The 19,528-nt window shown below is 57.9% G+C and carries 16 protein-coding genes; 7 read left to right on the top strand and 9 right to left on the bottom strand.

All coding sequences use genetic code 11. From position 1 onward, the window contains the following. Positions 1-33: 33 nt before the first annotated feature. From lsrG to lsrA, 6 genes are read right to left on the bottom strand one after another with little or no spacing between them, the layout of a single operon-like run. Entirely contained in the window at positions 34-327 is a 294-nt protein-coding gene (gene lsrG, locus QRN24_RS09750; RefSeq protein WP_020883586.1) for a (4S)-4-hydroxy-5-phosphonooxypentane-2,3-dione isomerase, read from the bottom strand. Continuing rightward, positions 324-1,211 carry a 3-hydroxy-5-phosphonooxypentane-2,4-dione thiolase gene (gene lsrF, locus QRN24_RS09745; RefSeq protein WP_014171710.1) on the bottom strand — a complete coding sequence of 296 codons (888 nt, stop codon included), beginning with the start codon at positions 1,209-1,211 and terminating at the stop codon, positions 324-326. Before lsrF ends, lsrG begins: the two co-directional genes overlap by 4 nt. A gap of 11 nt (positions 1,212-1,222) precedes the next feature. Then, positions 1,223-2,224 carry an autoinducer 2 ABC transporter substrate-binding protein LsrB gene (gene lsrB / locus QRN24_RS09740; protein WP_025202959.1) on the bottom strand — a complete coding sequence of 334 codons (1,002 nt, stop codon included), beginning with the start codon at positions 2,222-2,224 and terminating at the stop codon, positions 1,223-1,225. After that, positions 2,221-3,204: an autoinducer 2 ABC transporter permease LsrD gene (gene lsrD / locus QRN24_RS09735; RefSeq protein ID WP_014171712.1), complete on the bottom strand. Its 984-nt coding sequence runs from the start codon at positions 3,202-3,204 to the stop codon at positions 2,221-2,223. The genes lsrB and lsrD overlap by 4 nt, the downstream gene beginning before the upstream one ends. Then, positions 3,205-4,236 carry an autoinducer 2 ABC transporter permease LsrC gene (lsrC, locus tag QRN24_RS09730; protein WP_284942665.1) on the bottom strand — a complete coding sequence of 344 codons (1,032 nt, stop codon included), beginning with the start codon at positions 4,234-4,236 and terminating at the stop codon, positions 3,205-3,207. Continuing rightward, positions 4,233-5,720 carry an autoinducer 2 ABC transporter ATP-binding protein LsrA gene (gene lsrA, locus QRN24_RS09725; protein ID WP_020883582.1) on the bottom strand — a complete coding sequence of 496 codons (1,488 nt, stop codon included), beginning with the start codon at positions 5,718-5,720 and terminating at the stop codon, positions 4,233-4,235. Before lsrA ends, lsrC begins: the two co-directional genes overlap by 4 nt. Before the next feature lie 215 nt (positions 5,721-5,935). On the opposite strand from lsrA, the gene lsrR reads away from it, so the two are divergent. From lsrR to QRN24_RS09710, 3 genes are all read left to right on the top strand, one after another. Continuing rightward, the gene (lsrR, locus tag QRN24_RS09720) at positions 5,936-6,907 is read left to right on the top strand and encodes a transcriptional regulator LsrR (RefSeq protein WP_020883581.1); all 972 of its coding nucleotides are present in this window, start codon (positions 5,936-5,938) and stop codon (positions 6,905-6,907) included. 33 nt (positions 6,908-6,940) lie between these two features. Continuing rightward, positions 6,941-8,521: an autoinducer-2 kinase gene (gene lsrK / locus QRN24_RS09715; RefSeq protein ID WP_284942664.1), complete on the top strand. Its 1,581-nt coding sequence runs from the start codon at positions 6,941-6,943 to the stop codon at positions 8,519-8,521. Between the two features lie 160 nt (positions 8,522-8,681). Beyond that, entirely contained in the window at positions 8,682-10,703 is a 2,022-nt protein-coding gene (locus QRN24_RS09710) for an NADPH-dependent 2,4-dienoyl-CoA reductase (RefSeq protein WP_284942663.1), read from the top strand. Positions 10,704-10,764: 61 nt separating this feature from the next. Here QRN24_RS09710 and rlmG read toward each other — a convergent pair whose 3' ends face one another. Then, positions 10,765-11,901: a 23S rRNA (guanine(1835)-N(2))-methyltransferase RlmG gene (gene rlmG, locus QRN24_RS09705; protein WP_014171718.1), complete on the bottom strand. Its 1,137-nt coding sequence runs from the start codon at positions 11,899-11,901 to the stop codon at positions 10,765-10,767. 85 nt (positions 11,902-11,986) lie between these two features. Here rlmG and QRN24_RS09700 point away from each other — a divergent pair, with 85 nt between their 5' ends. The 4 genes from QRN24_RS09700 to sstT all read left to right on the top strand — a co-directional run bounded on the left by QRN24_RS09700 (position 11,987) and on the right by sstT (position 16,269). Beyond that, positions 11,987-12,490 (top strand): YgjP-like metallopeptidase domain-containing protein, encoded by a 504-nt coding sequence (locus QRN24_RS09700; protein ID WP_025202954.1) that lies wholly within the window; start codon positions 11,987-11,989, stop codon positions 12,488-12,490. Between the two features lie 70 nt (positions 12,491-12,560). Continuing rightward, positions 12,561-13,559 carry a Gfo/Idh/MocA family protein gene (locus tag QRN24_RS09695; protein ID WP_014171720.1) on the top strand — a complete coding sequence of 333 codons (999 nt, stop codon included), beginning with the start codon at positions 12,561-12,563 and terminating at the stop codon, positions 13,557-13,559. A 264-nt stretch (positions 13,560-13,823) separates the two neighbouring features. Beyond that, positions 13,824-14,792: a TerC family protein gene (locus tag QRN24_RS09690; protein ID WP_025202952.1), complete on the top strand. Its 969-nt coding sequence runs from the start codon at positions 13,824-13,826 to the stop codon at positions 14,790-14,792. 235 nt (positions 14,793-15,027) lie between these two features. Further along, positions 15,028-16,269 (top strand): serine/threonine transporter SstT, encoded by a 1,242-nt coding sequence (sstT, locus tag QRN24_RS09685; RefSeq protein ID WP_014171722.1) that lies wholly within the window; start codon positions 15,028-15,030, stop codon positions 16,267-16,269. Between the two features lie 102 nt (positions 16,270-16,371). On the opposite strand, the gene QRN24_RS09680 is transcribed toward sstT, so the two are convergent. After that, positions 16,372-17,859, bottom strand: a complete 1,488-nt coding sequence (locus QRN24_RS09680) for a UxaA family hydrolase (RefSeq protein WP_014171723.1) — start codon at positions 17,857-17,859, stop codon at positions 16,372-16,374. 17 nt (positions 17,860-17,876) lie between these two features. After that, positions 17,877-19,289, bottom strand: a complete 1,413-nt coding sequence (gene uxaC / locus QRN24_RS09675; protein WP_244047484.1) for a glucuronate isomerase — start codon at positions 19,287-19,289, stop codon at positions 17,877-17,879. Positions 19,290-19,528 lie beyond the last annotated feature (239 nt).

Genomic DNA, 19,528 nt, shown 5'->3' with positions numbered 1-19,528 from the left:
GCCGGGCTAGCGTAAGCGCTACCCGGCGGTCTGTTACGCCGGCAATAACCCGACAAAACTGCGTTTTTTGCGCGGCTCTGACATCAGGTCCTCAAGCTTATCCACGCAGGCCAGATAGTGCGGGGTTTTCTTGTGCGCCAGCACCGCCTCTTCATCCTTGTAGGCCTCGTAGATAAAGAACCGGGTTTTCACGCGCGGATCCTGTAAAACATCAAAGCGCAGATTGCCCGGCTCCTGAATCGCCCCTTCGTGGTTAGCGCGAAACACCTCCAGAAACTCATCGACACGCTCGGGTTTGATGTTGATTTCCACTAATGTCACGTTCATTTTGCTTCTCCCTGTTTCTCTTCCTGCCAGAACTGGAACGCGTCCCGCGCGCTCATGTTCTCATGTACCACTTTTTTCACCGCTTTCAGCATGGCCAGCGGGGCGCTGGACTGGAAGATATTGCGGCCCATGTCCACCCCGGACGCCCCCTGGTCAATCGCCCGCCAGCACATCTCCAGCGCATCGTGCTCCGGCAGCTTTTTGCCTCCGGCAATCACGATCGGCACCGGGCAGCTGGCGGTTACTTTTTCAAACCCTTCGTCGACATAATAGGTTTTGACGAACTGCGCCCCCATCTCGGCTGCGATACGGCTGGCAAGCGAGAAATACCGCGCGTCGCGCGCCATCTCTTTGCCAACGCCCGTTACCGCCAGGGTCGGCATGCCATAGCGCGCACCGGCATCCACCAGTTTGATGATGTTGTTGATCGACTGATGTTCAAACTCACTGCCGATGTACACCTGCGCCGCCACCGCGCAGACGTTCAGGCGCAGCGCATCTTCCATCGCCACCGCCACGCACTCGTTGGAAAGTTCCCCTAAAATCGAATTGCCGCCGGAGGCGCGCAACACGACGGGTTTATTGGTGGCGACAGGCACCTGGCTGCGCAAAATACCGCGGGTGCACATCAGCACGTCGGTTTCCCCAAACAGCGGGGCGATAGAGAGATCGATACGCTCAAGGCCGGTCGTCGGTCCCTGGAAATAGCCGTGATCAAAGGCCAGCATCACCGTGCGGTTGCTTTTTGGGTTGAAGATGCGCGCCAGCCTGGACTGCATTCCCCAGTCCAGCGAGCCGCACCCCTTCAGGGTAAACGGCACGTTCTGCTGCGGTGTGCCGATGCCAAAATCTTTGCCGTCTTTGATGTCGTCTAAATCAGCCATTTGCTCCCCCGTCAGAAATCGTATTTGTTGATGTTCTCTTTGGTAAACACCACCCGCTCCGGCAGCAGCACAATGCCGTTGCCCTTCGCTTCATACTGGTAGCCCTGCACGCTGTTCGGCTCGACCTTCAGCGTACCGATATCTTTCACGTCCACGCTGTCGCCAACGTTAAGATCGCCTTTTTTCAACAACCGATCGGCGACATTGACCGCAATTTTGCCCTGTTGCACCACATCCCACAGGCCGAAGGCTTTCACCGTGCCGCGCTCTACGTACGGGCGCATCACGTTAGGCGTGCTGAAGCCGACAATCGCCACCCCTTCTCGCTTCAGGTTTTCCGCCGCCTGCGCCGCCGCCGGCAGGGCGTTGGCATCCGGGGCGATGATCGCATCCAGATCCGGATACGCTTTTAAGATCCCCTCGGCGGTTTGTAGCGATTTGGTGGCATCGTTATAGCCAAACTGCGTGGTCACGACCTGCCACTGCGGATGATCTTTCTCGATTTTGGCCTTCGCCTCTTTCACCCACTGGTTCTGGTCGGTAACGGTCGGGCTGGAGTAAAAGAACGCCACTTTGGCATTCGGTTTGGTGACCTGTTTACCGGCCATGTCGACCAGCAGGCCGCCGAGCTGCGCCGGGGTGCCCTGGTTGATGTAGATGCTGCGGCATTCCGGTTTGGTGTCGGAGTCCCAGGTCAGTACTTTGACGCCACGCTGCATCGCACGCTTCAGCGCCGGGCAGAGGCCATCCGGCGACACCGCCGAAACGATAATGGCGTTATAGCCCTGGTTAACGAAGTTATTGATAAGCTGCACCTGGCCTGAGACGCTGGGCTCGGTCGGGCCGTCGTAGGTGACGTCCACGCCGAGATCTTTACCCGCCTCTTTCGCGCCATTGCCGCCGCTGGTAAAGAAGCCAACGCCCACCAGCTTGGGGATAAAGGCGATGCGATCCGCGGCCTGTGCCGACGCGAAGCTGAGTGCCATCGCCAGGACTATCAGTTTTGTTTTCATCTTACGCTCCGGGTATGTTTTGTGAGGAGAGAGCGCACCCATTCACGGTGCAAACTCAGTGAACGTCCCATCACCACCACAACCAACAGCGCCCCTGACAGCGCGCTCGACACCTGGTTGGGGATGCCGACCATCTGTAAACCCTGCTGCAGATACCCCACCAGCAACGCCGCCAGGGCCGTACCGATTACCGACCCCGAACCGCCATAGATATTGGCGCCGCCGAGGACCGCTGCGGTCAGTGCAGGCATCAGTAAATCGCGTCCCAAATCCGAACGCGCCGAACCGAAATAGGAGACCATCACCAGCGCAGCAATGGCCGAAGCAACGCCCACCAGGCCATACAGGGCGTAGGGCATCCCGTTGACCGAGAGCGCCGCATAGCGCGCCGCGCGCGGGTTCTGCCCAATCAAAAACAGATGGCGGCCAAAGCGTCCGCGATGGGTAATCAGCCAGAAGAAGACGGTAATCACGGCGAACAGCACCAGCGGGATTGGCAACCCCAGGAACGTGAGATTAGCGAACGCGGTAAAGCTGTCCGGGAAGCCACCGATGCCTTCGTAACCGGTCGCCCCCGCCATGCCGGAGAGCAGCAGTGCGCCACCGCCGTAGAGATAGAGCGTGCCGAGGGTGATAACCAGTGGGCTGATGCCGGTGTAGTGGATCAGCGCAGCGTTGACCAGACCGCACAGCAGGCCGAGCAGCAGCGTCAACGGTATGGCCAGCGCCATCGGCCAGCCCGCCTGCATCATCACCCCCAGCGCGATGGCACACAGGCCGATGGTCGAACCGAGGGAAATATCAATGCCGCCGCTGATGATCACCAGGGTGAGCGGCAGCGCCACAATGCCAATGCAGATAAAATCACTGGTGCTGAACAGCAGCATGTTGATATCGAGCATGCGCGGATTGATGGCCCCAAAGAGCAGGATTTCCAGCACCAGTAATATCAGCAGCGCGCTTTCCCAGTTAAGCTTCATTTACGCCACCTCTTTTTTGTGTTTCGTAAACGGGGTGACATGCTTCCCCCCTTTGTTACCGGGCTGGAAGCGGCTGTACTTAAGTGCGCGCTGATGCCGGGCCAGCGCCTGCCGTAAACGCCCGTCGAGCACCAGCACACCGAGCAGCACCAGCCCGGCGATAAAGTCATTCCACCACGCGGGCAGCCTGAACAGCACCAGCACGGTGTCGATTTGAGTCAGGAAAAAAGCCCCCAGGAAGGCGCCAATAAGCGTCCCGGTACCGCCCAGCAGAGAGATCCCCCCGAGTACGCAGGCGGCAATGGCTTTCATCTCCAGCCCGCTGCCGGTCTGGTTAGGTACAAAGCCAATCTGCGAAGCGAACACAATCCCCGCACACGCGGCCAGCATGCCGTTCAGCGTGAAAGCGATCATTCGCGTGCGGTTCACCGCCACGCCCAGCTGGCGTGCGGCGGTAAGGTTGTCGCCCACGGCGTAGAAATCGCGTCCGAAGGCGGTGCGCGACAACGTCCATGCGCCGACCGCGGCTAAAAACACCACGCCCATTCCGAGCGGTGAAATCCCCATAGCGGCAGGTTCAGAGAGCGATTTCAGGCTCGGCGGTAGCCCTTCAATCCACTTTCCTCCCGTCCACAGCAGCATCGCTCCGCGATAGAGGCCCAGCGTGCCGAGGGTGGCCACAATTGCCGGAATACGCAGCCCCACCACCAGAAAACCGTTAAATGCTCCCGCCAGTGCGCCAATCGACAGCGCAAAGAGGATCGATACCGGCAGGGTGTAGCCGCTGTTCAGGGCCACCCCCACGGCAATGGCAGACAGCCCGACGGTAGAGCCGACGGAAACATCAATATTGCGGGTCAACATCACCAGCGCGGCGCCGAGCGCCAGCAGGATCAAGATTTGCGAACTGGCGAAGATCATCCCCAGCGTTTGCAGGCTGAAATAGGCCGGATTGAGCCCCACCAGCACCGCGAACAACGCCAGAATGGCGATGAACGCGCTCAGTTCGCGATTTTTCAGTAAGGTCTTCATGACTGCCCTCCGAATGCCAGCGCCATCATTCTGTCGAGACTGACCGCGTGCCGGGACAACTCGCCGCTCAGCACGCCCTGGTGCATCACCAGCACGCGATCGGCAAGCCCGGGGAACTCATCCAGATCGCTTGAGATCATCAGCACCGCCACGTTCTGCGCCGCCACGCTTTTGATGAGCTGATAGATATCGGCCCGCGCCGACACATCCACTCCGCGTGTCGGTTCATCGACGATCAACAGCAGCGGGTTCGCCTCCAGACAGCGCGCCAGCAACACCTTCTGCTGGTTGCCGCCGGAAAGCGTGCGCACGGTTTGATCCGCATGGTTAAGCTTGATCCCCAGCGCCCGGTGATAGCGCTCCACCACCGCCGACTCCCGTTTGCGCTGCTGCCAGACCGAGGGCTCATTCAGCGCCACGGTGTTCCAGCGAATCGGCGCATCCAGGAACAAGCCGGAAACCTGTCGGTCCTCTGGCAGGTAGACCAGCCCTTTCTCCAGCCGTGCCGCCACGGGTTCGCCGGTTATTTCCTGATTTTCCAGCCAGACTCGCCCACCGCGCACCGGGCGCAGCCCATACAGCGTTTCCGCAAATTCGGTGCGCCCGGAGCCGACCAGCCCGGCGAGGCCAACTATTTCCCCGGCATAGATTTCCATGCTGAGATCGATAAATCCCTCACCGGTAAGCTCTTCCACCCGCAGCACCGGGAAATCCTGCGGCTGCGTGCGGCGATTGCCCGGCAGCGCCAGCCACAGTTTTTGTGCATCACTTAATCCTTTTTCGCGGCTCACCGGCGTCATGGCGGCAATCAGGGCGTTATCGTCAAACTGTGCAGTTTCACCGCTGAGCACGATCGCGCCGTCGCGCATTACCGAGACGTGGCTCGCCAGCTGGCGGATCTCCGGTAATTTGTGCGAGATAAAAACAATGCCGACGCCCAGCGCCTGCAACGCGCGGATCTGGCGGAACAGCCGTTCGGTTTCCCCCGGGGTGAGCGACGCCGTGGGTTCATCAAGGATCAGGATCTTCGCGTTACGCATCAGGCCGCGCAGGATCTCCACCATCTGTTGATCCGCCACTTCAAGGGTGCTGGCGGTGGCATCAAGATTGAGCTGACACTGCAGCTGCTGGAGTTTCTCCGCCAGCCGTTCCCCCATACCGGCCTCACGCGGCAGGCGGAAAAGGATGTTTTCCCGCACCGTCAGGTTGGGGAAAAGCAGGGGTTCCTGCGGCACCAGATAAATCCCCAGCCTGTGGGCCTGCGCGGGCGAAAGCCGCGCAAACGCGTGGCCGTCAACCGAAAGTTCACCGCTGTCCGGCGTTTCCACCCCGGCGATGATTTTCATCAGCGTTGATTTTCCCGCGCCGTTACCGCCCATCAGCGCATGCACCTGACCCGCAAGCAGCGTGAAATGAATACCTTTCAGGACCGGTACGCCGGAGAACTGCTTGCTGATATCACGTGCTTCGATAAGTGGCGTCATTATCGCTCCGCTATTGAACAAATGATTTTTAGATTTAATAATGTTCAAAAGCGTAGACGGTGAACTATATTTAGAACCGTGCAGGGATCACAAATTTATCGATTAAGATCCACACAGACACAAATCAATCTAAAAGATCTGTTTTGTCGCGTGGTTCACACTTTCTTTCTGCGCGATCACGAACATATGATCTAAATTTTTATAAGAGTTCAATTATGAGCGATAAACGCACTGCGGAAGAAGGTCGTTTTGCCGGGCTGGCACTGGCGGAAGAAGAGCTGGTTGCCCGCGTCGCCTGGTGCTACTACCACGACGGATTAACCCAGAATGACATCGGCGAGCGGCTCGGACTGCCGCGCCTGAAGATCTCGCGTCTGCTGGAGAAAGGACGCCAGTCCGGGGTGATCCGCGTGCAGATCAACTCCCGCTATGAGGGGTGTCTGGCGCTGGAAACCGAGCTGCAGCAACGCTTCGGGCTCAAGCTGGTTCGCGTGTTGCCGGCCCTGAATACCCCGCCCATGAATGTCCGGCTGGGCATTGGCGCGGCGCAATCGCTGATGGGCGTGCTGGAGCCCGGCCAGCTGCTGGCGGTGGGATTTGGTGAAACCACCATGAGCAGCCTGCAGCACTTAAGCGGTTTTATCAGCTCGCAGCAGATCCGCCTGGTGACGCTCTCCGGCGGCGTTGGGCCGTATATGACGGGCATCGGTCAGCTTGATGCCGCCTGCAGCGTCAGCATGATCCCCGCCCCGCTTCGCGTTTCCTCCGCCGAAGTGGCCGGGATCCTAAAACGCGAATCCAGCGTGCGGGACGTGATCCTCGCCGCCGCCGCGGCCGATGTGGCGGTGGTAGGCATTGGTTCGGTGAACCAGCGCCGGGACGCCACCATATTGCGCTCCGGCTATATCAGCGAAGGTGAACAGCTGATGTACGCCCGTAAAGGGGCGGTGGGCGATATCCTCGGCTATTTCCTGAACGCCGAAGGGGAATGCGTGCACGAGCTGGAGATCCACCGGGAATTACTGGGCGTCACGCTCGATGAACTGGCGCAGTTGCCCACCATCGTTGGCGTGGCCGGAGGTGAAGAGAAAGCCGATGCGATTTATGCCGCACTCAAAGGCCGCCGTATTAATGGCCTGGTGACGGAGGAGACGACAGCCCGCGCGGTGCTGGCTCTGGCGAGCTAAGAGCCTGTCCTGCGCCTGACACGAGGCATGCTCATGAGTTACCTTTTAGCGTTAGATGCAGGGACAGGCAGCGTTCGCGCCGTAATTTTCGATTTGCAGGGCAACCAGGTTGCCGTTGGCCAGGCCGAGTGGAAACACCTGAGCGTGGAGAATGTGCCGGGCTCGATGGAGTTTGATCTCGACATTAACTGGCGACTCACCTGCCAGTGTATTCATCAGGCGCTGGAGCGCGCCCGCCTGAGCGCAGCGGATATCCAGTCCGTGGCCTGCTGCTCAATGCGCGAGGGGATCGTGCTGTATGACCGCAACGGCGACGCCATCTGGGCGTGCGCCAACGTCGATGCCCGCGCCAGCCGCGAGGTAGCCGAACTCAAAGAGATCCACGACTACCGTTTTGAATCCGAAGTGTATGACGTCTCCGGCCAGACCCTGGCCCTGAGCGCCATGCCGCGCCTGCTGTGGCTGGCGCACCATCGTCCGGACATCTACCGCAAAGCCGCCACGATCACCATGATAAGCGACTGGCTGGCGGCAAAACTGTCCGGCGAGCTGGCCGTTGATCCGTCCAATGCCGGGACTACCGGTATGCTGGATCTCTTCTCCCGCGACTGGCGTCCGGCGCTGCTCGACATGGCCGGGCTGCGTGCCGATATCCTCTCTCCGGTGAAGGAGACCGGTACCGTGCTCGGTGCGATCACCAAAGATGCCGCACAGCAGAGCGGCCTGCGCGAAGGCACGCCGGTGGTGATGGGCGGTGGCGACGTGCAGCTTGGCTGTCTTGGGTTAGGCGTCGTGCGGGCCGGGCAAACGGCCGTGCTGGGCGGTACCTTCTGGCAGCAGGTGGTCAACCTGCCGCAGGTACGCACCGACCCGGAGATGAACATCCGCGTGAATCCGCATGTGATCCCCGGCATGGCGCAGGCGGAGTCGATCAGCTTCTTTACCGGCCTGACCATGCGCTGGTTCCGTGACGCCTTCTGCGCGGAAGAGAAACTCATCGCGGAGCGGATGGGAATGGACACTTACTCCCTGCTTGAGGAGATGGCCAGCCGCGTGCCTGCCGGTTCACACGGTGTGATGCCGATCTTCTCAGATGCTATGCACTTCAAGCAGTGGTATCACGCCGCGCCGTCGTTTATTAACCTCTCCATCGACCCGGAAAAATGCAACAAAGCCACGCTGTTCCGTGCGCTGGAAGAGAACGCGGCGATTGTCTCGGCGTGTAACCTGACGCAGATCTCACGGTTCTCAGGGGTAACGTTCGACGGTCTGGTGTTTGCAGGCGGTGGCTCGAAAGGTGCGTTGTGGAGCCAGATTTTAAGCGACGTGACCGGTCTGCCGGTGCGCGTCCCGCAAGTGAAAGAGGCGACAGCGCTGGGCTGTGCGATTACTGCCGGAACGGGAGCCGGGCTGTTTTCGGATATGGCGGCGACAGGCGAACGGCTGGTGAAATGGAGCCGCGAGTTCACGCCGAACCCGGCGCACCGGGAGCTGTACGACGGTATGATGCAGAAGTGGCAGGCCGTTTATGCCGACCAGCTTGGGCTGGTGGACAGCGGACTGACGACATCGATGTGGCAGGCACCGGGTTTAGTGCGTGCCCCCTCTCCCTGAGAGCTATAACGCCCCCTCTCCCTCAGGGAGAGGGGGTCAGGCCACACCAATATTTGAATCCCATCACAATCGCCGCATTCCCCTTTTCCCTTTTACTCATCGCTGGCTAAATTAGTAACTCATCCGACCACATAACAATAATTTTACACTGGAAGAGACTATGAGCCACTACCCGTCGTTATTTACCCCCCTCGATCTGGGGTTCACCACCCTTAAAAACCGCGTGCTGATGGGCTCAATGCATACCGGGCTTGAAGAACATCCGGACGGGGCCGAACGTCTGGCGGCCTTCTATGCCGAGCGTGCACGTCACGGGGTGGCGCTGATTGTTACCGGCGGGGTGGCCCCTGCGCCTTCTGGCGTGGGGATGGAAGGCGGTGCGGTGCTGAACGACGCCAACCAGTTGCCGCATCATCGCGTGGTCACTGACGCCGTTCACCGGGAAGGCGGGAAAATTGCCCTGCAGATCCTGCACACCGGGCGTTACAGCTATCAACCGAATCTGGTCGCACCGTCGGCCATTCAGGCCCCGATTAACCGCTTTACGCCCCATGCCCTCAGCCACGATGAGATCCTGACGCTGATTGACGACTTCGCCCGCTGTGCGGCACTGGCGCGTGAAGCGGGCTATGACGGTGTTGAGGTGATGGGCTCGGAAGGCTACCTGATCAACGAATTCCTCGCGGCCCGCACTAACCAGCGCGACGATGAGTGGGGTGGCGATCACGCGCGCCGCATGCGCTTTGCAGTGGAAGTGGTGCGTGCCGTGCGTGAACGTGCCGGGGCGGATTTTATTATTATCTACCGCCTGTCGATGCTCGACCTGGTGGAAGGCGGCGGGACGTTCGACGAAACCGTGCAGCTGGCGCAGGCGATTGAAGCCGCCGGCGCGACCATCATCAATACCGGCATCGGCTGGCACGAGGCGCGTATTCCGACCATCGCCACGCCGGTGCCACGCGCGGCGTTCAGCTGGGTCACGCGCAAGCTGAAAGGGAAAGTGTCTGTCCCGCTGGTGACCACTAACCGCATTAACGACCCGCAAGTGGCGGAAAATGTGATCGCCGCCGGTGATGCCGACATGGTCTCCATGGCGCGTCCGTTCCTTGCAGATGCCGAGCTGCTTTCCAAAGCGCAGAGCGGGCGTGCAGATGAGATTAACACCTGCATCGGCTGTAATCAGGCCTGTCTGGATCAGATTTTTGTTGGCAAGGTCACTTCGTGTCTGGTCAACCCCCGCGCCTGCCACGAAACCAAAATGCCGATTTTCCCGGCGGTGCATAAAAAACGCCTGGCCGTGGTCGGTGCCGGCCCGGCGGGTCTGGCGTTTGCGGTGAATGCCGCCTCGCGCGGCCACAGCGTGACGTTATTCGATGCCGCCGCTGAGATTGGCGGGCAGTTCAATATCGCCAAACAGATCCCGGGCAAAGAAGAATTTTACGAAACCCTGCGCTATTACCGCCGAATGATCGACCTGACGGGCGTGGATCTGCGCCTCAACCAGTTTGTAAACCCGGTGGATGTAATGGATTACGATGAGGTGATCCTGGCAAGCGGGATCGCACCACGCAGGCCTGCGATCGAGGGCATCGATCATCCGAAAGTCCTGAGCTATCTGGACGTTTTGCGTGACAAAGCGCTGGTGGGGGCAAAAGTGGCGATCATCGGCTGCGGCGGGATCGGGTTCGATACCGCGATGTACTTAAGTCAGCCCGGCGAACCCACCAGCCAGAACATTGCCGACTTCTGCGTGGAATGGGGTATCGACACCAGCCTTAACCAGTCCGGCGGCTTGCGGCCGGAAGGACCCCAGCTGCCGAAAAGCCCGCGTCAGATCGTCATGCTGCAGCGTAAAGCCAGCAAACCCGGTGAAGGCCTGGGCAAAACCACGGGCTGGATCCATCGCGCAACCCTGCTCTCTCGCGGGGTGAAGATGATACCGTCGGTGAGCTATCAGAAGATCGATGACGCGGGGCTGCACGTGCTGATCGGCGGTGAGCCGCAGCTGCTGCAGGTGGATCATGTGATTTTGTGTGCGGGTCAGGAGCCGAAGCGCGATCTGGTGGATCCGCTACGTGAGGCGGGAAAAACGGTACACCTGATCGGCGGATGCGACGTGGCGATGGAGCTGGATGCACGACGCGCCATTGCGCAGGGGACAACGCTGGCCTTGAGTCTCTGAGTGACGCAACGCTCACCGGGCCTGCACGCGAGGCAGGCCGGTGTAAACTCAGCGCCCCGCGTTAGCGGCGGCGACCCAGCTTGACGGATTTCAGCACCACGAACTTGTTGTTGGTGGCAACCGTGGTGCAGTTACCGAAGATCTTCTTCAGCTTGTGGAAGTAGTCCAGGTGACGGTTCGCCACGATATACAGCTCGCCGTTAATTTTCAGGCAGCGGCGTGCATGGTGGAACATCTCCCAGGCGACGTTATCCGTCAGGGCGTGTTTCTGGTGGAACGGGGGATTACAGAACACGGCATTAAAGCGGAACGGCTCAACGCCCGACAGCGCGTTATTAATCATAAACTCGCAGCGATCCAGCGCGTCCGGCATGTTGGTTTCAACGTTCAGACGACTGGAGGCCACCGCCATCGGCGACTCATCACTAAATACAACGCTCGCGTCAGGGTTCTTCGCCAGCAGCGTCAGGCCAATCACACCGTTACCGCAGCCCAGATCGACGATTTCGCCTTCCAGGTTATCCGGCAGATTTTCAATAAAGAAACGCGCCCCGATATCAAGGCCGGTGCGGGAGAAGACGTTCGCGTGGTTGTGGATTGTCCAGTCAGTGCCTTCCAGCGTCCAGCTCAGGGTTTCTGGCGCGTCGGCCAGTTCGGGGGCACTAAAAGTACAGTTAATGAGACGCGCTTTTTTCCAGGCCAGCGTCGTGGTGGTTGGGCCGAGCACTTTCTCGAACAGTTCCAGCGTTGAGGTATGGATATCACGCGCCTTGGCCCCCGCGATAATACGCGTTTGTGGGGTTACGACGTTGCGCAGTGCGCGCAATTGTTGTTCCAGCAGCGCCATTGTTTTCGGCACTTTGATCAGCACCACGCCCGGCGCCTGCGGGTAGTCCGCGGTGCTGTCGAGGAACTTAACGCTGGATTCGTCGATGTCGTTGTGGCGCAGGTTTTCCCGCGTCGCCAGCTCGCTCAAGTAGGAATCACCGATGCTGTAAGGCGTGTGTTCTGCCAGAGCACAGCCCAGCGCGCCAAACGCGTCATTCAGGATCAAAACCGGGCCGCTGATTTCAGTGTCATCCAACTGTTGCAGCAGATATTCATCCGCCGCTTCCCACGCCTGAAGCGGGTTAACGTCGTCCGTTTCCGGGAAACGTTTTAGGTTGAGTGAACGGAAACCGTTGTCTAAGTGGCTCATCGGCCCTCCTGAATGGTAAAATTTCGGCGTTATCCCTGAAAAGGGTGCGTGAGTATACCCGTTTTATTGTCAAATTGGGGCGTTGATGAACCAACTAACTTATCTCCAGGGCTACCCGGAGAACTTACTTTCTCAGGTTCGCAGCTTAATTGCCGAGCAAAAGCTGGGCGCGGTGCTGGAAAAACGCTATCCGGGTACGCATGACTTCGCGACCGATAAGGCGCTCTGGCAGTATACCCAGGATCTGAAAAACACCTATCTGAAGAGCGCGCCACCCATCAATAAGGTGATGTACGACAACAAGATCCATGTGCTGAAAAACGCGCTCGGCCTGCACACTGCCGTTTCCCGAGTTCAGGGCGGCAAGCTCAAAGCGAAAGCGGAGATCCGCGTTGCTACCGTGTTTCGTCACGCGCCGGAAGCGTTCTTGCGGATGATCGTGGTGCATGAGCTGGCACACCTGAAGGAAAAAGAGCACGACAAGGCCTTCTACTCCCTGTGCTGCCATATGGAGCCGCAGTACCACCAGCTGGAGTTCGATACCCGTTTATGGCTTACGCATTTATCGTTAAAGAGTAATGCGCAGTAGCGCACTGGTTTTGCAATAATCACGTGCTACAGTGGCTAAAGGTTCCCTGCTACGGAGTACGTAAACGTTTATGATACGTTTCGCAGTTATTGGCACGAACTGGATCACCCGCCAGTTCGTCGACGCCGCCCATGAAACCGGCAAATTTAAGCTCACCGCAGTCTATTCCCGCAGCCTGGAGCAGGCGCAGAGTTTCGCGAACGACTATCTGGTTGAACATCTGTTCACGTCGCTCGATGAGATGGCGCAAAGTGACGCCATTGACGCGGTCTACATCGCCAGCCCAAACTCCCTGCACTTTCCGCAAACGTCGCTGTTTCTCAGCCATAAAAAACATGTGATTTGCGAGAAGCCGCTGGCCTCGAACATTCAGGAAGTGGAAGCCGCGATTCAGCTTGCCCGCGACAATCAGGTGGTGCTGTTCGAAGCGTTCAAAACCGCCAGCCTGCCAAACTTCCTGCTGTTACAGCAGTCTCTGCCGAAGATTGGCAAAGTGCGTAAAGCGTTTATTAATTACTGCCAGTACTCGTCGCGCTATCAGCGTTATCTGGACGGTGAAAACCCGAACACCTTTAACCCGGCCTTCTCTAACGGCTCGATTATGGACATCGGTTTTTACTGTCTGGCCTCTGCCGTGGCGCTGTGGGGCGAGCCGCACGGCGTCACCGCCACGGCCAGCCTGCTGGAAAGCGGTGTGGATGCGCACGGCATCGTGGTGCTGGATTACGGTGATTTCAGCGTTACGCTGCAGCACTCCAAGGTGAGCGATTCCGTTCTGCCCAGCGAAATTCAGGGCGAAGCGGGCTCACTGGTTATCGAGAAGATTTCCGAGTGTCAGAAGCTGAGCATTGTCCCACGTGGCGGCAAAGCGCAGGAGCTGACGCAGCCTCAGCATATTAACACTATGCTCTATGAGGCAGAGGTCTTCGCCCGTCTGGTAGAAGACAATGAAGTGAATCACCCTGGGCTGGCGGTCAGCCGCACCACGGCGAAACTCCAAACCGAGATCCGCCGTCAAACCGGCGTAGTCTTCCCTGCAGATGGCGTGGGCGCAGAAGCTATCGCGTAAAGCTGTGTAATGAAACGGTGCAGACCATTGACGAAATCACTGGTCTGACATATTTTGTTACCTGCAAAGGGGAGTAACTTCCTTGCCGGTGGATCGTCATTACGATGCGTGCAAAACCGCATCCGGTCGCCGGGCAATCAAAAAAGCCTGTCTTTTTGGTTGTAAGTGAGACCTTGCCGGAAGGCGAGGTCTATGCATAAAAAGCTAACGGCTATCGTCTTCTGACCATGGCCGTTTTTGTTTTTTATGTGTAAGGAAAATAGTATGCATTCTGTCGGCACTCCCATGTTGTGGGGCGGATTCGCGGTTGTCGTGCTCATCATGCTGGCGATCGACCTCTTTTTGCAGGGGCGTCGCGGCGCACATGGCATGACGATGAAACAGGCTGCGGCCTGGTCACTGGTGTGGGTCACCCTCTCCCTGCTCTTCTGTGCTGCCTTCTGGTGGTACCTGGCCTCAACGGAAGGCCGCGCGGTTGCCGATCCTCAGGCGCTCGCGTTCCTCACCGGCTATCTGATTGAAAAAGCCCTGGCGGTCGATAACGTCTTCGTCTGGCTGATGCTGTTTAGCTACTTTGCCGTGCCTGCGGCCCTGCAGCGTCGCGTGCTGGTGTACGGCGTGCTGGGTGCGATTATCCTGCGTACGATTATGATCTTCGCCGGAAGCTGGCTGATTACGCAGTTCGAATGGCTGCTGTATGTCTTCGGCGCATTCCTGCTGTTCACCGGGATCAAAATGGCGCTGGCAAAAGAAGATGGCTCCGCCATTGGCGACCGTCCGCTGGTGAAGTGGATCCGTGGTCATCTGCGCATGACCGACAAGATCGAGAGCGAGCACTTCTTCGTGCGTAAGAACGGCCTGCTTTTTGCCACGCCGCTGCTGCTGGTGCTGATTCTGGTTGAGCTGAGCGATGTGATTTTCGCGGTAGACAGCATTCCGGCTATCTTCGCGGTCACCACTGACCCGTTCATTGTGCTGACATCTAACCTGTTCGCCATCCTCGGTCTGCGTGCCATGTACTTCCTGCTGGCAGGCGCGGCTGAGCGCTTCTCAATGCTGAAATATGGTCTGTCGGTGATCCTGGTGTTTATCGGTATCAAGATGCTGATTGTCGATTTCTACCACATCCCTATCGCTATCTCGCTCGGTGTGGTGTTTGGCATTCTGATCGTGACGTTGCTTATCAATACCTGGGTTAATCGTCAGCACGATAAGAAGCAACAGGTGGAGTAATTACGGTCCTTCCTGCTGCCTTTACGCTGGCCCTCTTTCCCCCAAGGAGAGGGTCAGCACACTTTTGTAAATGAATAGTTAAAAACTATGACGCAACACGTAAAATGCAGCATTTTACGCTTCCCTCCGCATCCGGTTTCCCTATACTCAACCAGGCAAACATTTTCTTACATCCGGACATAAATGTGACTTAGAGCACATAAAGGATGGAACGCAATTTCACTTAGGAATTTTTATGAGCACACAATCAACTGGTCTCTTTGCGCGCCTGGCGCAAGGCAGTCTCGTTAAACAAATTCTGGTAGGGCTGGTACTGGGGATTCTGCTGGCAATGGTGTCAAAACCGGCTGCGGAAGCGACGGGGCTGCTTGGCACCATTTTCGTTGGCGCACTGAAAGCCGTGGCACCGGTGCTGGTGCTGATGCTGGTCATGGCGTCAATTGCCAATCATCAACACGGACAAAAAACCAACATTCGCCCTATCTTGTTCCTGTATCTGCTGGGCACCTTCTCTGCAGCCTTAACAGCCGTCGTTTTCAGCTTCCTGTTCCCGTCCTCGCTGCACCTGACCAGCGCTGCGGGTGATATCACCCCGCCATCCGGTATTGTGGAAGTGCTGCGCGGCCTGCTGATGAGCATGGTCTCTAACCCGATTACGGCACTGATGAACGCTAACTACATCGGCATCCTGGTCTGGGCGATCGGTCTTGGTTTTGCCCTGCGTCACGGCAACGAAACAACGAAAAACCTGGTCAACGACGTGTCGAACGCCGTGACCTTTATGGTCAAAATCGTGATTCGCTTTGCGCCAATCGGCATCTTCGGTCTGGTCTCTTCCACGCTGGCGACCACCGGCTTTGGCGCACTGCTGGGCTATGCGCAGTTGCTGGTGGTACTGATTGGTTGCATGCTGCTGGTTGCGCTGGTAATTAACCCGCTGCTGGTGTTCTGGCAGATCCGCCGTAACCCGTATCCGCTGGTGTTAACCTGCCTGCGCGAGAGCGGTGTGTATGCGTTCTTCACCCGCAGTTCTGCGGCAAACATTCCGGTTAACATGGCGCTGGCGGAGAAGCTGAATCTGGATCGCGACACCTACTCGGTTTCCATCCCGCTGGGTGCGACCGTGAATATGGCGGGTGCGGCAATTACCATTACCGTGCTGACGCTGGCGGCTGTGCATACGCTGGGCATTCCGGTCGATCTGCCCACGGCGCTGTTGCTGAGCGTGGTGGCGTCGCTGTGTGCGTGTGGTGCATCGGGTGTGGCGGGTGGTTCGCTGCTGCTGATCCCACTGGCGTGCAATATGTTCGGTATCCCGAATGAGATTGCCATGCAGGTAGTGGCCGTCGGCTTTATCATCGGTGTATTGCAGGACTCCTGCGAAACCGCGCTGAACTCCTCAACGGACGTGCTGTTCACCGCAGCGGCATGCCAGGCGGAAGACGCGCGTTTAGCGAAGAACGCGTTACGCGGGTAAACAAAAGCCCGGTGACAAAACGTAAAGCAAAACGGCAACCGAAGGTTGCCGTTTTAGTATTTGACCCTCTCCACAGGGGTGAGGGCATCACCCGCACCACACTTACAGCGTCACGCCACTCTTGAAGATCGCCAGTTCGCGGAAGTCATTCTTCTCGTTACAGGTCTGTCTGCCGTTGGCAAACTCCACAATGGTATCCACGAATTCCGTCAGCAACTGCGGCATCCCTTTGCCGTGGATTAACTGGCCTGCATCAAAGTCGATCCAGTGTTTTTTCTTCGCTGCCAGCTCGCTGTTGGTCGCGATTTTGACCGTCGGCACAAAGCCACCGTACGGTGTCCCGCGCCCGGTGCTGAACAGCACCATGTGGCAGCCGGCGCCGGCCAGCGCGCTGGTCGCAACCGCATCGTTACCCGGTGCGCTGAGCAAATTCAGACCGTGCGTTTTAAGACGTTCACCGTAGCGCAGGACATCAACCACCGGGCTGGCGCCCGCTTTTTGCGTGCAGCCGAGAGACTTCTCTTCAAGCGTGGTGATCCCGCCCGCTTTGTTACCCGGAGACGGGTTTTCATAAATCGGCTGGTTGTGGGCGATAAAGTACTGTTTGAAGTCGTTCACCATGGTGACGGTCTTCTCAAACGTCTCTTCGTCGCGACAGTGGCTCATCAGAATACGTTCAGCACCGAACATTTCCGGCACTTCTGTCAGCACCGTCGTACCGCCGTTGGCGATCACATAATCTGAAAAGCGGCCCAGCATCGGGTTCGCGGTGATCCCGGACAGGCCATCAGACCCGCCGCACTCCAGGCCGAACTTCAGCTCGCTCAGCTTGCCCGGCTCACGCCTGTCGTGACGCATCACCTCATACAGCTGGTGAAGGTGCTCAATGCCCGCTTCCACTTCATCATCCTGGTGCTGACACACCATAAAGTGCACGCGCTCGGGGTCAAACTCACCCAGCGTGTCGCGAAACGCATCCACCTGATTGTTCTCGCAGCCCAGGCCAATCACCAGCACCGCGCCCGCGTTCGGGTGGCGGACCATGTTTTGCAGCATGGTGCGGGTGTTGATGTGGTCGTCGCCAAGCTGAGAACAGCCGTAGGTGTGGCTGAACAGGTGCACACCGTCCGTACCTTCGGCGTCGTGGGTCTCTTTCAGGAAACGCGTCTGGATTTGACGCGCGATCCCATTCACGCAGCCGACGGTGGGAAGGATCCACAGCTCGTTGCGGATCCCCACTTCACCGTTCGCCCGGCGGTAGATCTGTACCTCGCGATCCGCCGCCTGCGCTTCTTCTGCCGCTAAATCAGGTTGATAGCTGTACTCGTCCAGATCGCTCAGATTGGTGCGGGTGTTGTGGGAATGAATATGCTCACCCGGCGCAATATCCGCCAGCGCATGACCAATCGGGAGACCGTATTTAACAACGTTGTCTCCTTGGGCGATCGGCTTCACGGCAAACTTATGCCCGCGAGTCACCGCCTGACGCAGGGTTACCGTCTGGTTATCAACGGTGACAACTTCACCTTCGGCCAGATCCGCCAGCGCGACGGCAACGTTATCCAGCGAATGGATTTTGATGTATTGCATATCAACCTCAAACGGCCTTAGTTCAGTTCAATGGCGAAGTAGTCGCGCGCATTGTTAAAGCAGATGTTTCTCACCATTTCGCCCAGCAGCTGAATATCGGCAGGGGCCTCACCCGCGGTCACCCAGCGGCCAATCATCTGGCACAGAATGCGGCGGAAATATTCGTGGCGCGTGTAAGAAAGGAAGCTACGGCTGTCGGTCAACATGCCCACAAAGCGGCTTAACAGACCCAGCTGTGCCAGCTGCGTCATTTGACGCTCCATCCCGTCTTTCTGGTCATTGAACCACCAGCCGGAACCGAACTGCATCTTGCCTGGCATACCTTCACCCTGGAAGTTACCGATCATGGTACCCAGCACTTCGTTATCGCGCGGGTTCAGGCAGTAGAGGATGGTTTTTGGCAGCAGATTTTGCTCGTTCTGTTTGCTCAGCAGCTTAGAAAGTTCTTCCGCAAGCGGGCGATCGTTGATGGAGTCGAAGCCCACGTCCGCGCCCAGCAGTGTAAACTGACGCTGGTTGTTATTGCGCAGGGCACCAATGTGGTATTGCTGCACCCAACCGCGACGAGCATATTCCGCACCGAGGAAGACCAGCACCGCCGTTTTGAACTGTGCCACTTCGTGCTCGCTCAGGGATTCACCGGACAGGCGACGTGCCAGAATGCTATCAAGCTCGGCTTCATTCGATTCCGCAAACATCACCACATCCAGCGCGTGGTCAGAGACTTTACAGCCGTGTGCCGCGAAGTGGTCCAGACGTTTGATCAGCGCGCTCTGCAGGTCTGCAAAACGACGAATGTCGGTGTCAGACACTTCCGCCAGCTTCGCCATGTAATCATTGAACGTTGCCTGTTCGATATTAAAGGCTTTATCCGGACGCCAGCTTGGCAGCACTTTAATATCAAACGAGGTATCGCGGGCGACCACCGCGTGATGTTCCAGGGAGTCAATCGGATCGTCAGTGGTCCCCACCATCTTCACGTTCATCTGCTTCATGATGCCGCGGGCGGAGAAGGTATCCTGCGCCAGTAATTCATTGCACCGATCCCAGATTTCATCGGCGGTAGCCGGGGAGAGCAGCTTTCCGGTGATGCCGAACGGACGGCGCAACTCAAGGTGCGTCCAGTGATATAACGGGTTGCCGATGGTGTGCGGAACGGTCGCCGCCCAGGCGTCAAACTTCTCGCGGTCGCTTGCATCACCGGTACACAGGCGCTCCGCCACGCCGTTGGTGCGCATCGCACGCCATTTGTAGTGGTCACCTTTCAGCCAGATGTCATACAGGTTTTTGAAACGGTAATTTTCGGCAACCTGCTGCGGCGGTAAATGGCAGTGGTAGTCGAAAATTGGCTGGTCTTTGGCGTAGTCATGGTACAGGCGGCGAGCAAATTCGGTATCTAACAGAAAATCTTCGGTCATAAACGGTGTCATTATCGTCTTCCTCGTAACGAGAGCGTCAGAAAGCTTATGCTCAGATGCTGCAAAGTTATCACACCAATTTCCAGAGACAGAACATTTTTTCGTGAGTTAGATCAATAAACGCAGACAAATTAATTACCTCAAATGAGGTAAACCCTTCGCCAGGCCGCGCCAGAACTGGCTTTATCCGTAACACATAATGTCCCTACAAATAATCATGCATTTGTGATGTCACTCACCTTTTAAAGTTG

The organism is Enterobacter sp. MEB024, assembly GCF_030209635.1.
Taxonomy (GTDB): domain Bacteria; phylum Pseudomonadota; class Gammaproteobacteria; order Enterobacterales; family Enterobacteriaceae; genus Enterobacter; species Enterobacter ludwigii.
This window is presented reverse-complemented; position numbering and strand designations above follow the sequence as displayed.

What these genes read in the sequence shown, in the direction of transcription:
- uxaC (WP_244047484.1), bottom strand. Translation starts at nt 19,289, where the DNA reads ATGACACCGTTTATGACCGAAGATTTTCTGTTAGATACCGAATTTGCT.
- QRN24_RS09710 (WP_284942663.1), top strand. Translation starts at nt 8,682, where the DNA reads ATGAGCCACTACCCGTCGTTATTTACCCCCCTCGATCTGGGGTTCACC.
- lsrG (WP_020883586.1), bottom strand. Translation starts at nt 327, where the DNA reads ATGAACGTGACATTAGTGGAAATCAACATCAAACCCGAGCGTGTCGAT.
- lsrD (WP_014171712.1), bottom strand. Translation starts at nt 3,204, where the DNA reads ATGAAGCTTAACTGGGAAAGCGCGCTGCTGATATTACTGGTGCTGGAA.
- lsrA (WP_020883582.1), bottom strand. Translation starts at nt 5,720, where the DNA reads ATGACGCCACTTATCGAAGCACGTGATATCAGCAAGCAGTTCTCCGGC.
- rlmG (WP_014171718.1), bottom strand. Translation starts at nt 11,901, where the DNA reads ATGAGCCACTTAGACAACGGTTTCCGTTCACTCAACCTAAAACGTTTC.
- lsrB (WP_025202959.1), bottom strand. Translation starts at nt 2,224, where the DNA reads ATGAAAACAAAACTGATAGTCCTGGCGATGGCACTCAGCTTCGCGTCG.
- lsrF (WP_014171710.1), bottom strand. Translation starts at nt 1,211, where the DNA reads ATGGCTGATTTAGACGACATCAAAGACGGCAAAGATTTTGGCATCGGC.
- QRN24_RS09690 (WP_025202952.1), top strand. Translation starts at nt 13,824, where the DNA reads ATGCATTCTGTCGGCACTCCCATGTTGTGGGGCGGATTCGCGGTTGTC.
- lsrR (WP_020883581.1), top strand. Translation starts at nt 5,936, where the DNA reads ATGAGCGATAAACGCACTGCGGAAGAAGGTCGTTTTGCCGGGCTGGCA.
- lsrC (WP_284942665.1), bottom strand. Translation starts at nt 4,236, where the DNA reads ATGAAGACCTTACTGAAAAATCGCGAACTGAGCGCGTTCATCGCCATT.
- sstT (WP_014171722.1), top strand. Translation starts at nt 15,028, where the DNA reads ATGAGCACACAATCAACTGGTCTCTTTGCGCGCCTGGCGCAAGGCAGT.
- lsrK (WP_284942664.1), top strand. Translation starts at nt 6,941, where the DNA reads ATGAGTTACCTTTTAGCGTTAGATGCAGGGACAGGCAGCGTTCGCGCC.
- QRN24_RS09700 (WP_025202954.1), top strand. Translation starts at nt 11,987, where the DNA reads ATGAACCAACTAACTTATCTCCAGGGCTACCCGGAGAACTTACTTTCT.
- QRN24_RS09695 (WP_014171720.1), top strand. Translation starts at nt 12,561, where the DNA reads ATGATACGTTTCGCAGTTATTGGCACGAACTGGATCACCCGCCAGTTC.
- QRN24_RS09680 (WP_014171723.1), bottom strand. Translation starts at nt 17,859, where the DNA reads ATGCAATACATCAAAATCCATTCGCTGGATAACGTTGCCGTCGCGCTG.